Here is a 14,819-nt window from a genome sequence, read left to right as displayed (position 1 = left end):
CGGACGCCCTGTCATTTGCCGGCTGTTTAGTTATAATCGCCGCCTTAATTCAGGGGTGCCCAATGACGCGATTAGACGAACTCACCGGCAAGCAGAAATACGGTTTCAACAAGCTGCAGAAGCGCCTGCGCCGTGGCGTCGGCAAGGCTATTGAAGATTTCAAAATGATAGAGGAAGGTGACCGCATCATGGTCTGCCTCTCCGGCGGCAAAGACAGCTATACCATGCTGGATATACTGCGCTACCTGCAGCGGATTGCGCCGATTCGTTTTGAACTCATTGCCGTCAACCTGGATCAGAAACAACCGGGTTTCCCCGCCCATGTACTGCCTGAATATCTGCAGTCCATCGGTGTCCCCTTCAAAATCGTCACTGAAGACACTTACAGCATTGTCAGAGACAAGATACCCGAAGGTAAAACCACCTGTTCTCTATGCTCCCGATTAAGAAGAGGAATTCTTTATCGCACTGCCACCGAACTGGGTGCGACAAAAATTGCCCTCGGCCATCACCGTGATGACATGCTCGAAACCCTGTTCCTGAACATGTTTTACGGCGGCAAGCTGAAATCCATGCCTCCAAAACTGGTCAGTGATGATGGTAAACAGATGGTTATCCGGCCATTGGCCTATTGCGCCGAAAAGGACATTGATCGCTACGCTCAGCTGCTGGAATTTCCCATCATCCCCTGTAATCTCTGTGGTTCGCAGGAGAACCTGCAACGTAAGGTCATCAAACAGATGTTACAAGGCTGGGACAAGCAGTACCCGGGACGGATAGAGAATATGGCCAGAGCTCTGCAGAGCGTAACACCCTCCCACTTGGCCGATCCCAATCTGTTTGACTTTAGCGGGCTGAAGACGCAGGAAACTCCCTATGAAGGGGGCGATATCGGCTTCGATGCACCGGAGCTGCCTGCCGTACCCCCTTCATTTCAGGTGGAAGAAGCCTTTGCTGAACTTAAGATAGTTAACCTGGATTAAAGTTATCCGTCCTGCTGAGTAATAGCAGTAATCCGCAGGGGAGCGGCAGGTAAATCAATGCTTCCCTGCCCCTGCAGAAAGGCTTCATTCAAATTCAGTTGATGGTTCTGCAACGCCGGCGGCTGCAATCCGTACATACTGGGTTGCTCCGTCACTTCTGTGCCAAACTGCAGTTTGAGTCCCTGTACCGATGGCATCATAAAAGACAGAAAACCGCCCATGTCATCGAAGAACGTCTGGTACTGAATAAAGATCTCACGCAATTCTTCCAGGTCATAGCGCGATTTCAGATATTGGGGTTTGGTCTCAAGCTGCACCGACATGTCACATTGATTAACCGGTTCAGCAAGTTCAAACCTGACCACGGCTTTGGCCAGCTTCAGGGCCTTTTCTGACGGCACCACGAATCGCTGTTCATTGTTTATCCGGACAGGGATATCCTGTTTTGGCGTATGAATGTACGCCGACTCAATGCCGCACAAATGTCCCTTCTGATGATGTTTGAAGCCAAAAGCAAACTGCAGGGCATCCAGTTGTTCATCATCCAGTTGCCGGGTATGGCAGTATAGACTGGCGTAGTCCAACTCAAGTGGTTCGGCCAGGACAAGGGGGGGTCCCGCCAGCGCGGTGATCAGCAGGATGGCAGATTTCATGAATTAATATATTTCCTGTTGGTTCGTATCATGTGCAGCAGTTCATCTATGTAGTCCTGTCCCCGTTCAGAGTAACTCATCAGGCCGTCCACCAGATATTCCGCTGACACGGGCTGCTGATGGCGGCGCAGGGAAGCCCGGATCCCTCTCAGTTCACTGTAAGCATAATGGCTGTTGATATTGGTCAGGTAGGCCCGCACTGCATGGGACAGGTCCTTGAACCTGGCCACCTCATGGCTGGAGTCTTCTTCGCGTTGCCTCGGAACAAAGCCACAACCTCGCCTGAAACACCACATACCGAAGAAATTAAAGCCTTCCCGGGCAAATCTTGACGTTCCCCAAGCCGACTCATTGGCAGCCTGCACGAGCACCAGCTCGGTCGGCACTATATCCACCCTGCGCAGCAGTCTGTTGATACTGTCCAGGTCGTTAACCGCTTTGTCCAGTTTGTAAATGCGGGCCAGTTTATCCAGCCGGCGCTTCTGGATCAGCCCCAGCTTCTGCCCTTCAATTATTTTCTGACGCATGGCCTGAACAAAATTGCGCTCCTGAAGAATCAGTTGATTGTGATAGTTCACTGCCGGACGTAAGTATTCAAAGAATGCCTGTTTCTTTTCTTCGATGGATTCATAGGTGGAAAAATCCGGTACCTCGGCGGAAATTTCGTCAGGCATGGGTATAAGAGTTTGCTCTTCCTCTCCGATAAAAGGATAAATCAGGGCCGCCCCGACCAGCACCAGCCAAACAAGCCGGAGCAGTTGAGTAAGAGGCTTGTCACGCATGAAAGACAGATTCGTCATGCTGAACCCCTGTGCTGATATCAACGCGCACGGTAATACCAAAGATATCTCTGTATAGCAGACCTTTCACCGCATAGTAAAAGGGAGCCACCCAGAACAAGGCCAGGCCGAAGGTGATAATGCTAAGGAAGAACAGGCAGCCAAACAGGCAGTAGAGCAGCAGGAATTCGCGCCATTTATGATTAATCACACGGATGGAAACAAAAATGGCTTTGGCTGGAGTCAGTCCCTTCTCCACAACCAATGGCAGGCTGAAGCTGGTCGCCACCATCAGGTACAGGCCGGGCAGGATAAACAACATCATGCCGAGTTCCACCAGCAAACCCGACATTAAGGCGGTCAGTGCCAGCACCAGGGTTCTGGGCAGAAAATGAAACAGCTGCTCCGGCTTGCAGATACCGCCGACACTGTTATTGATGCCCATCATAATCAATCCGGTAAAAAGCGGAGCACTGAGGATTATCCAGCCAAGCTCCGCCAGCATAAGGAACTGTGGATCTGTGGGTTCAATACCTTTAATTTCAGCTAGTTTGAGGTACGCCAGCACCCCAACGATGGTCAGAGACACCAACAAAAGCACGGCCTGCACCATTACCCACCGGTTAGTGTTCGAAAGGGCCCAACCTTCTTTGAGCAGGGCCCGTAAATCGATTTTATACTCCCCTGCCAGGGCGTGCTCCAGGCTGCCACCCAGCACCAAACGCTTTTTCTCCTGCAATGCTTTAAACCTCAGCAACTTCAATGGCGACTATGATACCAGCGGGCGGGCGATCAGGGCCATGCCGAACGCACTGATTATTGAAGTCTGTCAGTCGCCAGTTTCGCCAATTAATCAGGAAAATCACCATCATAAGACAGTCATCTTAAGAAAATGGTTTCCATGTCATTGTTTTAGTTGAAATAAATTCTTGGTGCCTGACTTGCATAATCCACTTCAAGCAAAACATACAGTACTGAGCCCATGGGGTTTCAACAAACGGAGAACGCACAATGAACACAAGACTAATCATTTCAGTATTAGCCCTTCTTGCCTTGCCGGTCCTGGCAAAAGATGAGGTAACCCTTCAGGACCGCTTACCGGCAGGCTCCGCCACGCTGTTTGTGCTGGATGTCCCGGTAGGTGAGGTGCAGATAGAGGCTTATGAAGGTACGGATATCGAATATCGGGTTAAGGTACGCGAAGCAGATGGAGGTTGGTTCAGCTCTTTTGATAGGGACGATGTTGAGGTTCGTCAAAGCAGTAGTAGCGACCGCATCAAACTGGAAGTGGATTTGGAAGATACTGAACAAGAGTGGCATGTGAAGGTTCCCTCCCACCTGAATCTGATTCTGGAGTTGGGAGTGGGTGAAATGAACATCGAGAATGCCAGCCGGGACCTGGATGTTGAGGTAGGGGTCGGCTCTATTGATGTTTCACTGGCTGGCAAGGACTATCGGCGCATCGAACTGGAAGCCGGTGTGGGCGAAGCCGATCTGAAGGGGTTTACCAACTACAGCAGCGATCGGGCTATCGTCAGCGAAGAGGTCAGCTGGCGTGGCGAGGGTCATTACGAGATCAAGGCCAAAGTCGGTGTGGGTGAAGTCGAAGTCCGTGGCAGGTAATGATGCGGGGGACGGCTATCTGCCGCTACATCCCCCATACCAGCCTGACGGCCAGGGCAATCAGCAGCACGCCCATGATCCTGTCAAACCAGTGGCCCTGACGTCGGATAAAGTCCCTGACGTTCTTGGAACTTAAGAAGAAAGACAGGCCGATAAACCACAAGGCTGTGGCCACGGCAAAATAAAGGCCATAGAAGATTTTAATCTGATTAGGCGTCTGCGCTGATATGGCCACGGCAAACAAAGAAAGAAAGAACAGGGTTGCTTTGGGATTAAGCCCATTGGTCACAAAACCCGTCACAAAAGCCTTCTTATCTGAGATTTGCCCGGATTCCCCGTTGATGCGTGCTGCTGAAGACTGTGTGCTGCGGATGGCATTAAAGCCAATCCAGGCAAGATAAGCGGCCGCCGCATAGCTCAGTACATCGAACAACCAGGGAGTGGTTTTAATCAGCAACCCTATGCCAAGCAACGAATAGGCTACATGCAGCAAAATGGCCAGACCGATGCCGACACTGGTAATCACGGCAGCCCGGCGCCCGAAGCTGATACTGTGCCTGAGTACAATGGCAAAATCGGGGCCGGGGCTCGCCACCGCAAGCAGATGAACCGTAGCGATAGTGATAAATTCAACCCAGTAGGGTTGCAGCGCATCTAACATGCCTCTTTTCCTTACGTCTTGAGCAATTCATCGACCAGTCGCGGGACCAGATGACTGGCAAGACCACAACGCTTTTGGGCAAAGGTGCCTGAACCGGACTGCAAGTTAATCTCAATGCTGTGGGCCCCTGCCCGGTTAGCTTCGGCAACAAAGCCTGCTGCGGGATAAACCTGTCCGGAAGTGCCAATGGCAACAAAGAGATCAGCGTCCCTCAGCGCCCTGCCAATATGCTCCATTTGCAGGGGCATTTCTCCAAACCAGACCACGTGGGGACGAATCTTACTCGCCGGCCGACAGCACTGACAGCCAGCCCTTTGAGAAAAATCGCCCTGAAAATCAAAAACCTCTTCTGTCTGAATACAACGGGCTTTAGACAGCTCACCATGCATGGCAATCAATTTCCTGCTACCTGCACGCTGATGAAGATCATCCACATTCTGAGACACCAGTAAAAAATTCCCTGGAAATTCCCTTTCAAGCCTTGCCAGCGCATGATGGGCTGCATTGGGCAGAACCTTTGCCAATTGCTGTCGCCTCAGATTGTAAAAGCGGTAAACCAGATCCGGATCCCGGGCAAAGGCCTCTGGCGTCGCCACTTCCTCTACCCGATGATTTTCCCATAAACCATTGCTGTCCCTGAAGGTGCTAAGGCCGGACTCGGCGGAAATGCCTGCGCCGGTCAGAATCACCACTTTTTTGTACTTCACCCGCCCCACCTCTACGCTGAAGTACGTTGAGTGGACTCCCTGACCACCAGTTCCGGTTCGAAATGCTGGTGCACCGTGTCCGGTTTGGTCTTACCGCTACGCTGCAGCATAATCTGGGAAATCAGCAATCCCGCCGCTTTTCTGGCGATCAAATTGGTGGGCTGGGCCGCGGTGGTCAGTTTTGGCCAGGTCTGGCGGGAAAAAGGGCTATCCTCGAATCCGGCGATGGAGAGCTGTTCGGGTACGGATACATTCAACAATCGCGAGGCAAACAATGCGCCGGCGGCTATCTCATCGTTACAGGCAAAAATAGCTGTGGGGGGCTTGTCCAGTCCCAGCAAGCGTTTGGCCCCCTTGACCCCGGTCTCAAAAGAGTACTGTCCTTCAAACAGGTACTCAGGCAACACTGGCAGTCCGGCCTCTTTCATCGCCGCTTTAAAGCCATTCAAGCGCTCATCGGTGGATTTGTGTCCCTTATCGCCGCTGATAAAAGCTATTCTCTGATGGCCGAGCCCAATCAGATGCCGGGTGATCTGGTGCGCCGCTTCATGGTCATGAACAAAGATACAGGGAGTGGATTCGGGCTTTTGTCCGGACCCGGAAATAATGCGCACAAACTGTATATCCATTTCGCTCAGGGTCTTTAAGACTTCGGGCATCTCAGACAGAGGTGGCGAAATTACCAGTCCAGCCAACTGTGATTTGGTCACCATGGTCTTGAGCTCATCACAGATGGTCGCAGAAGCCGCATTGCACGGGTGGATAATAAGTTCATACCCCCGCTCTCGACATTCGCTAAGAATGCCATTTTGCATGTCGATCACGTAGTAGGCATTTGGGTTGTCGTACACATAGCCCAGCGTGTAGGAACGGGTGCCGGCCAGGTTTCGGGCAGCCAGATTGGGTTCATAATTCAACGACTTGATGGCCTGGGTGACCTTTTCAATGGTGTCGGCCCGCACCGAGGCTTCCTTGTTGATCACCCGCGACACTGTCTTGATGGACACGCCTGCCAGGTGGGCAACATCCTTAATGGTTGATTTCATTTGGTTTCTCTAAAACCCTTGTGAACGCTAGTAAACATGATGGCTCGCCTAAATACCAGCCCTGACCTGCATAACTGGTGGTTGACTGAACGATTGAAGGACTACAGATGTAATTTTTTTGTAACCGGGCAGTTGCGGCTTTGAAAATTATGATGTAAGTTGAACTTAATGACAACGCTGTCATATTCCAATGTCGGCGATTGTCATTTTAAATAACAACAAATGACAGCGTTGTCATCCACACAATAAGCATCATGAGAGGGCATCATGACATCAACCAAGCTAAACAAAATCACGCAGGGCCTGAGCCTGGCGATGATGGTCGGTGCAACCATCAGCAGCCAATCAGTCATGGCTCAGGACACCCAGACTGGCGCAGAGAATCAGGATGTAGAGGTTATTCAGGTACGCGGCATTCGTGCCAGTGCGGCGGCCAACCTTAACGAAAAACGCTTCTCAAACGCCATTGTTGACGCCATTACGGCAGAAGACATCGGCAAGTTCCCGGATAAGAACGTGGCAGAATCACTGCAGCGGATCCCCGGCGTAACCATCCAACGCCAATTCGGTGAAGGAGCGGCAGTCTCGATTCGTGGTACCGGTGCAGACTTAACACTGACCACTCTCAATGGTCAGAACGTCGCGTCCACCGGCTGGTTCGTGCTGGAGCCAGCAAAGCGCAGCTTCAACTATGAACTGCTCCCTTCGGAGCTGGTTGGTGATCTGGAAGTCTACAAAAGCTCCCAGGCCGATCTGGCAGAAGGCGGCATCGGTGGTACGGTCATCGTCAACACCCGCAAGCCGCTGGATTTGGATCCCCTGACCCTGTACGGCTCCGTTGAAGGCCAGTACCAGAGCGATTCAGAAGAAACCGACCCGCAATTCTCCGGCCTGGCGAGTTGGAAAAATGAAGACGAAAACCTCGGCCTGCTGGTCAGTGGTGTCATGCAAAAACGCCATCTTCAGCGTCAGGGTAACGAAGCCTTCTGGCAATGGGGTGCCGGCCCCGTAGGCTTTACCCAGGAGCGTGAACGTTCCGCTATCACGGCGACCCTGCAGTATGCTCCAACAGATAATCTGGAAGTCATTGTCAATTATATGGACATGAAAATGGAAGCCGACAACGTGAACTACGCGTTGTGGCTGACCCAGGCTGATACCACCTGGGGTGGTGGCGTGACGGAGGAATTCATCGGCGAGGGTGAAAATGTTACGCCGGTCAAAGGCCCGCTGAATGTGGCCTATTATCAGGCGCGTCCCCGTGAAGCGACCATGAACTCCGATGTGTTCGATGTGCGCCTGAATTATCAGGGTGAAAACTACAAACTCAGTTTGCAGGCCGGTAAGACCACCTCATCAGGTGGCACCGACTTCGAAATGGTGCTGGAAGATGGCACCGGTGGAACGCCTATCAATAATGGCACCTACGATTTTACCAACGGTTATCAGAGCTGGAGCTTTGATGGTATTGGCGAAAACAATGCCACCTACTCAACCTATGATCCGGGATCCTTGACCATGGGCACCGGTCCCAATTTCAACCGCACACCCAAGACAGACGATGAAACCTATTATCAGGGCGATATCGAGTTTGATGTGGATCTGGGCCCCATCTATGCCATCAAGAGTGGCGTTAAGTACACAGAGCATGAGAGTACCAGTCTGCGTTTTGAGTATGTACAGGAAGATGGTTTCAATCCCACCATCTCCACCAGCGGCCTGGACCAGGGGCTGATGGATGTGGGCGCCGGTGATTACCAGATCATCAAGTTCGACGCTGATGCCCTCAAAGACTGGGCCAAAGCCAGCATAGTCGGGGAAAATGAGGATCTGGGCGCCCATTCGGAAATACAGGAAGACAACCTGGCTGCGTATGTCATGGCCAAGTACAAAGGCGATAATATCCGTGGTAACTTCGGCTTGCGCTACGCCTCCACCGATGCCACCTCGGTATTCTACGTGGACGGACAGCGCCAGACCGAAGAGGCCGACTACTCCGAATTCCTGCCCAGTTTCAACCTGGCCATGAACCTGACGGACGATCTGGTATTGCGTTTCGCGGCAGCCCGCGTGATGGCCCGCCCCCAGTACATCGATATGTACGTGAATCCGGATATCCGCGGCACCAATGACGACCTGCCAAACAACCAGTTCTGGATCAAGGGTAATGTGGGGCTGGAACCCTTTGTGTCCAACCAATTTGATGTGGGCTTGGAATGGTACTTCAACGAGAGCTCTCTGTTGTCGGCGGCCATCTTCAAGAAAGATGTGAAGAACTTCGTGTCCTTCACCGAGTACAGCGCCAGCGCTGGGGAGATCCCCTTCGAGCTGCCTGACTATGAAGCAGAGTTTGGCTGGACAGTGCAGGAAAAGGCCAATGGTAAGGATGCCACCATCGAAGGTCTGGAATTGCAGTACCAACAGGATTACGGCAATGGCTTCGGCAGTATCGTTAACTACACCTATACCGAAACTGACACGGATGAAGATACCTTCCCTGCAGATGGTAACGGTGTACTGAGCGACAGTTCACGGCACTCTTACAACATCACGGGTTACTACGAAAACGACCAGTTCCAGATTCGTCTGGCCTACAACTGGCGCGATCAGTACATGCTGCGTGAGGTGGGCTCCTACGGAAATCGTCTGCATGATGATTACGGGACCCTGGATCTCGGCGCCGTCTATCATCTGACCGACAATGTGGATCTCAAACTGGATGTGAATAACATTACCGAAGAAGGCTCCAAGCAGTTTGGTAACAATAACTTCCCCAGCTTCTACAACGGCTTTGCCCGCGGCTTCCCCGTATTTGAATACGAACAAGCCCGTCGCATCACAGCCGGGGTCAGCGTGCGTTTCTGACATTTAAAGTGCACAAGGGATAAAAAAGGGGCCTTGCCCCTTTTTTTATCCCTGGAAAGCTGCTTCAATCGGGCACTTTCACTATACCCGGTGGATTAACCCAGTGGGTAGTTACAAGTATTTGGAGTCATTATGTCCACCCATATCGTGCCACTGAATAACCAGGTTCATAGTCACCTGAAAGTCCAGAATAAGGCCCTGTTCAAAAGCTTTGCCGAAGATCACCTGATCCCTGTCTTGTTGAGGGAGTTTGTCGGCGTGGCCGCCGAGTTTCCGATCATCTTCGTTAAAAGCGAAAACACCGGCCAGTTCCATTGTGTGGCCATGATGGGCCTCAAACGCGGCCAGAACCTTTATTGCCAGGGCGACAGTTTCCCTGCCGGCTATATTCCCCAAGCCCTGCGTAATGCTCCTTTTTCCGTGACGCCAAAAGAGGAGGGTTCTGAAGAACTGATGATCTGCATTGATGAATCCCACGAGCTGGTCAATGCCCATGAAGGGGAAGCGCTGTTTGATGAGCAAGGGGAACAAACGGAGTTTCTCAAGGCCAGGGGCGAGTCGGTGGTGCGCTATATCAGCGACACGCAAATGACGCTGAAGTTTATGCAGATGCTGCTGGAGAAGGATTTGCTGGTGTCCAGAGATATGAAAATCAGCATGAAAAACGGTGAGGAGTTTGTCCTTAACGGTATCTATGTGATCGACGAACAAAAAGTCAACAGCCTGTCTCTGGAAGACCTTGAGGTCTTCCGCAGCCGCGGCCTGCTGTCGGCAATTTATGCGCAACTGTTCTCCATGCAGCAAATTCACCGTCTGACCCGTAAATATATTGAAGTCAACGGTGACAACAAGTAAGGGATAGCCATGACGGGGGAGATCCGCCATGTGGTGGTACTAGGCGGCGGAACAGCCGGCTGGCTGGCCGCCAACCATCTGGCCAGACGCCTGCAAAGCCATTTGCCGGATACGGTGCAGGTCAGTCTGATTGAGTCTCCCGACATTCCCACAATCGGGGTGGGCGAAGGCACCGTACCGGCCATTCGCAGCAGTCTGCATCACCTGGGCATCAGCGAAACCCGGTTGCTCCGTGAAGCCGACGCCACCTTTAAACAAAGCATTAAGTTTGTCGGCTGGATGAAGCCCCGCCAGGGGGCTGCCCACAGCTACCATCATCTGTTCGATTACCCCGACATTCTGGACTCTGATCCCACGCCGGCCTGGTTACAGGGCAAACTGCCCGGTATGCATTATGCCGATGCCGTTTCTGTGCAGGGCCGTTTCTGTGATGCCGGCCTGGGCCCTAAGCTCATGACCCAGCCGGAATACGCGGGCATCAGTCAATATGCTTACCATATCGATGCGGCCAAGTTCGGTAAGCTGCTGGCGGAGCATGGCAGCAATAAACTCGGTGTCAGGCATATTCGCGCCCATGTCACCTCTGTTAAGGTCAAGACCGATGGCGGCATTGACAGCCTGATCACGGATTGTGCCGGTGAGATACAAGGTGATCTGTATGTGGATGCCAGTGGCTTTAATGCCCTGTTGCTGAGCCAGACGATGAATATTCCCCTGGTGGACAAGTCCCATGTTCTGCTTGCAGATACTGCCCTGGCGGTCCAGGTCCCCTACTCTTCACCTGCCCAGCCAATTGCCTGCCACACCCTGGCCACGGCACAACACGCAGGCTGGATCTGGGATATTGGGCTGACTGAACGACGTGGCGTTGGCTATGTGTATTCATCGTCTCATACCAGCCATGAGCAGGCCGAACACAACCTGCGTGACTATCTGGGGCCCCTAGCAAATGATCTGGCCATGCGGCGGATCCCAATGCAAGTGGGCTACCGAAAGAAATTCTGGCACAAGAACTGTGTTGCTATTGGCCTGTCCCAGGGGTTCGTTGAACCCCTGGAAGCCACCGGTCTGCTGATGTTCGATATAACGTCCAGGATGCTGGCCGACCAGTTTCCGGCCCATCAGGCGCAGATAGACCAGACAGCCGGACGCTTTAACCGGCAGGTCAGTTATGCCTGGGAGAGGGTGGTGGATTTTATCAAGCTGCATTACTGCATTTCGGACCGCGATGACAGCGAATTCTGGCTGGACAATCGTCATGAGCAAAGCATTCCACAGAGTCTGCAGGAAAATCTCGAGTACTGGCGGTATCAGTTGCCCAGCCACTATGACTTCACCAATGTCTCCGGTATTTTCAATTTGGAAAATTACCTCTACGTGCTCTATGGCATGCACTACCCTACCCAGATTGCCGACAGACCAGGTTTCGCTGCACCTGCCATGGCGGCAGAGCAAAAAGTGCAGGCCATGCAAAAAAGGGCCGCTCAACTGGCCGCTCAGATGCTTCCCCACCGGGAGCTGATTAACAGAATTCGTCAATACGGCTTGCAACGCATATGAACACAGCACCACAGCGTACCTTAACCATTGTCGGCGGCGGTGCCGCCGGCTGGATGACCGCCATTTACCTGAATCGCTATTTCAATGCAAAGCCCGGCGCACTGCATATCCGGGTGGTGGAAAGCCCGGACATCGGCATTATCGGTGTGGGTGAAGCCACCGTGCACAGCATCCGCTTTTTCTTCGCCGCCATGGGACTGGATGAACGGGAACTGATGCAGGAAGCCAACGGCACCCTCAAATCGGGGATCCTGTTTCGTAACTGGATGAAGCCGGTTAATGGTCGGACCCATGAATACTTTCATCCCTTCGAGGCGAATCTTTCCGGCTCGCAACTGGATATTTCCTCCAGTTGGTTTGCCAGCGGTACGCCAGGAAGCTATGACGAGGCGGTGTGTACCAGCGTGCATCTGATTCGTGACGGGCTTTGCGCCAAAGGCAAAAACTCTCGGGCTTATGACGGTGTAGTTCCCTATGGCTATCACCTGGATGCCACCCTGATGGCCCGCTTCCTGCGCAGAAAAGCAGTGCAAAGCGGCGTTGAGCATATTGAAGCCACCGTCAGTGAGGTTGAAACGCAGGGGGATCACATACAGGCGGTAGTGACCGATAAGGGCAGGATAGACGGCGATATCTTTGTGGATTGTACCGGCTTTCGAGGTCTGTTGATGGAAGCCTTACAGCAGAATAACTGGCAGTCTTTTGCTGACGCCCTGCCCTGCAACAAAGCGGTGGCCATTCAAAAAGCCTATGCTGACAGTATCGAGCCCAGGCCCTATACCCAGGCCACGGCGCTGACAAACGGCTGGGCCTGGCAGATTGATCTGACCAACCGTCAGGGCACCGGCTATGTGTATGACGGTAACCGGTTGTCTCCTGAGCAGGCTGAAGCGGAACTACGGGATTTTATCGGCACCGGGGGCGCTGTGCTCAAAGCGGTGCACCTGGATATGAAGGTTGGACGGCGAAAGCAATTCTGGGTGGGTAACTGTATCGCCATGGGCCTGGCCGGCGGCTTTATCGAGCCGCTGGAGTCCACCGGTCTGCATGTGATCAATATCGGCGCCAGGCTTCTGGCCACCCATCTGTCATCCAGCGAGATCAGTCAGCCCGTGCGGGATTCCTATAACGAGCTGATGATCGGCGTCTATGAGGACTTAAAGCAGTTTATTGTGCTGCATTATTGCCTTACCGATCGAGACGATACCGACTTCTGGCGTCAGGCCAAAGCCAGCGTGGAACATTGCCCGGCACTTAAGCAAAAGCTGGCCGTTTGGAAGCACAAGGTCTGCGAATACCTGGATCTGGCCGGCAGCTATGCCACCACCTTTACCGATGAGAACTACCGCTATGTGCTCTATGGGATGCAGCATTATCCTGATTTGGCCCTAAGGCCCGACCCTGAGCAGATTGAGCAGGTTTTTGCCCGCGGTAAACAAAAGGTTGAGATGGCCCGTCAGCAGGCCCTGCCCCATGCGGCTTATTTAAAGGCTATCGGCACCCTGCCAGTCTGACAAGCGTTGACTGACCCCGTGCAGGTAGGGTTCAAAAGCGCGCCAGCCTTGAATGTAACGCTCCTCTATTCCCTCTTGCAATTGAGCGGCACTCTGGGTGGCCACCACTGCCCTGTTCCCCTTCAAATCCACACAGGTCTGCTCAAAAGGCAGGCTCAGGTGATCCAACACTTTGCGTAGTTGCTGTTCGGTTGACTGGGTCAGCTCAGCCAGGGAAACATCCAGGATCTGACCCGGCAGATGTTGATGCCAGAACCGCATCAAGTGCTGATAAGCCAGGTACGTATCTGTCAGTTCGTCCAGATCATAGGTAAAGGCCTGACCATCGGCAAACAGCTGCTTGAAACATCCCCAGATAGTGGCAATTGGCTCCCTTACCGTATGCAGGATCCTGGCATGGGGCAGGGCTTTTTTAATCAGAGCAATGGCCTTGTAATTAGCCGGCATCTTATCGATACATAATCCGCTGCTGCACCTGGAGGTAATCCGCTGCAGGTAATGCTCCCCTATATGTTGCCATTGCTGCTCATTGAGCAAGGGCAGCCAGTCAGGATATTCCTTGCTGATGCCAGCCTCTTTGAGAACTGACTGACTGGCGCGGGCCAACTCCAGGGTTTCTCCCAGCGGCGTAATCTGGCTGTGACCGGCCAGCAATCTTTCTAGCATGGAGGTTCCTGAGCGGGGAAAACCGCAGATAAAGACAGGAACCGGGAGTCGGGCTGCCCAGTCAGGCTTGGTTGGGCAGCCGGTATCAAAATGTTGCGCGGAGAGTTTGACGCTAAGCTGTTGCAACCGCCTGAGTTCCTGCCCGGCCTCATGCCTGAAAAGCGTCCTGCGAGCCGCCGCCCCCTGGCTGTACCAGTGAAAGCTCTGCTTTGTTTCTCCGTACCATTCCCAGCCGCGGCCCAGCGCATAGCAAAGTTGTGCTCTGCCAAGGGCGTTGTGTTCAAGCTCAGTCAGCTGTTCCATCTCGCGCAACTCTGCCACGGGGATATCCGCGCTGATATCGGCCCGGCTCCAGTACGCTTCAGTAAAGTTCCTGTGTTTTTTGATACAGTCGTCGAAAATTTCCCGCGCCTCCATCAGCCTCCCTTGCTCTTTTTTAAGCAGGCCCAGTTGATGGCGCAGGGCAACGGCGCCGGGTGCTTCTTCCAACGCCCCAGCCAGGATCTCGCACGCCTGTCCATGGGCGTGGCGATAACGAAGCGCCAGGGTATGGGCCTGCAACAGTCCTTCATCGAGAGGGTGATGGTAAAGCCCCTGCCCGCTTATCTCTTCCAGCGCCTGAAAATTGCCGTCCTGATAATACAATTTGCACAATATTAAGCGCACCGCCAGCGTCTCGGGAGCCTGGTCTAGGATCTGTGTTGCTGCCAGGATACTTTGGTTGGACGGGACATGGCCGACCAGCCGACGTAGCCGGAGTTCGGCCTGTTCTACGGACATGCTTACCGCTTGCTGATAGTCGGAAAACCGGATGGAAATCTCTTTCATAAGGGGGTCAGGCCCAGTCTGGCTTGGCTGTTGGCCAAGCTAGCACACAAACTCTTTGCATTGCAGAAAAGCTTTGTTA

General features: G+C 53.1%; 13 protein-coding genes. 6 read left to right on the top strand and 7 right to left on the bottom strand.

Features of this window, described 5'->3' with window-relative positions; translation table 11 throughout:
- The first annotated feature begins 62 nt into the window (after nt 1-62).
- Complete coding sequence (gene ttcA / locus J0A66_RS03300) at nt 63-983, top strand: tRNA 2-thiocytidine(32) synthetase TtcA (protein WP_206572370.1); 921 nt, start codon at nt 63-65, stop codon at nt 981-983.
- 2 nt (nt 984-985) lie between these two features.
- Here ttcA and J0A66_RS03295 read toward each other — a convergent pair whose 3' ends face one another.
- Genes J0A66_RS03295 through J0A66_RS03285 form a run of 3 tightly spaced genes read right to left on the bottom strand, consistent with a single transcriptional unit; the run spans nt 986 to nt 3,172 of the window.
- Nucleotides 986-1,636, bottom strand: a complete 651-nt coding sequence (locus tag J0A66_RS03295) for a DUF2987 domain-containing protein (protein ID WP_206572369.1) — start codon at nt 1,634-1,636, stop codon at nt 986-988.
- Entirely contained in the window at nt 1,633-2,436 is an 804-nt protein-coding gene (locus J0A66_RS03290; protein WP_241264003.1) for a glucosaminidase domain-containing protein, read from the bottom strand. Before J0A66_RS03290 ends, J0A66_RS03295 begins: the two co-directional genes overlap by 4 nt.
- Entirely contained in the window at nt 2,411-3,172 is a 762-nt protein-coding gene (locus tag J0A66_RS03285; protein ID WP_206572368.1) for a hypothetical protein, read from the bottom strand. The genes J0A66_RS03290 and J0A66_RS03285 overlap by 26 nt, the downstream gene beginning before the upstream one ends.
- Before the next feature lie 254 nt (nt 3,173-3,426).
- Between J0A66_RS03285 and J0A66_RS03280 the strand changes: the two genes are divergently transcribed.
- Entirely contained in the window at nt 3,427-4,038 is a 612-nt protein-coding gene (locus J0A66_RS03280) for a toast rack family protein (RefSeq protein ID WP_206572367.1), read from the top strand.
- Nucleotides 4,039-4,063: 25 nt separating this feature from the next.
- Here the strand turns inward: J0A66_RS03280 and J0A66_RS03275 are convergent, their stop codons facing one another.
- Genes J0A66_RS03275 through J0A66_RS03265 form a run of 3 tightly spaced genes read right to left on the bottom strand, consistent with a single transcriptional unit; the run spans nt 4,064 to nt 6,452 of the window.
- On the bottom strand, nt 4,064-4,699 hold the full coding sequence (locus J0A66_RS03275; protein ID WP_206572366.1) for a LysE family translocator: 636 nt from the start codon (nt 4,697-4,699) through the stop codon (nt 4,064-4,066).
- A gap of 11 nt (nt 4,700-4,710) precedes the next feature.
- Nucleotides 4,711-5,406, bottom strand: a complete 696-nt coding sequence (gene cobB / locus J0A66_RS03270; RefSeq protein ID WP_206572365.1) for a Sir2 family NAD+-dependent deacetylase — start codon at nt 5,404-5,406, stop codon at nt 4,711-4,713.
- Between the two features lie 11 nt (nt 5,407-5,417).
- Entirely contained in the window at nt 5,418-6,452 is a 1,035-nt protein-coding gene (locus J0A66_RS03265; RefSeq protein WP_206572364.1) for a LacI family DNA-binding transcriptional regulator, read from the bottom strand.
- 267 nt (nt 6,453-6,719) lie between these two features.
- Between J0A66_RS03265 and J0A66_RS03260 the strand changes: the two genes are divergently transcribed.
- The 4 genes from J0A66_RS03260 (at nt 6,720) to J0A66_RS03245 (ending at nt 13,246) form a co-directional block, all read left to right on the top strand.
- Nucleotides 6,720-9,317: a TonB-dependent receptor gene (locus J0A66_RS03260; protein ID WP_206572363.1), complete on the top strand. Its 2,598-nt coding sequence runs from the start codon at nt 6,720-6,722 to the stop codon at nt 9,315-9,317.
- Between the two features lie 132 nt (nt 9,318-9,449).
- Nucleotides 9,450-10,172, top strand: a complete 723-nt coding sequence (locus J0A66_RS03255) for a SapC family protein (protein ID WP_206572362.1) — start codon at nt 9,450-9,452, stop codon at nt 10,170-10,172.
- A gap of 9 nt (nt 10,173-10,181) precedes the next feature.
- Nucleotides 10,182-11,732 carry a tryptophan halogenase family protein gene (locus tag J0A66_RS03250; protein ID WP_241264002.1) on the top strand — a complete coding sequence of 517 codons (1,551 nt, stop codon included), beginning with the start codon at nt 10,182-10,184 and terminating at the stop codon, nt 11,730-11,732.
- Nucleotides 11,729-13,246: a tryptophan halogenase family protein gene (locus J0A66_RS03245; protein ID WP_206572361.1), complete on the top strand. Its 1,518-nt coding sequence runs from the start codon at nt 11,729-11,731 to the stop codon at nt 13,244-13,246. Before J0A66_RS03250 ends, J0A66_RS03245 begins: the two co-directional genes overlap by 4 nt.
- Here the strand turns inward: J0A66_RS03245 and J0A66_RS03240 are convergent.
- Complete coding sequence (locus J0A66_RS03240) at nt 13,217-14,740, bottom strand: tetratricopeptide repeat-containing sulfotransferase family protein (RefSeq protein ID WP_206572360.1); 1,524 nt, start codon at nt 14,738-14,740, stop codon at nt 13,217-13,219. The genes J0A66_RS03245 and J0A66_RS03240 overlap by 30 nt on opposite strands.
- Nucleotides 14,741-14,819: the final 79 nt, after the last annotated feature.

This window comes from Bowmanella dokdonensis (assembly GCF_017254865.1).
GTDB lineage: Bacteria > Pseudomonadota > Gammaproteobacteria > Enterobacterales > Alteromonadaceae > Bowmanella > Bowmanella dokdonensis.
This window is presented reverse-complemented; position numbering and strand designations above follow the sequence as displayed.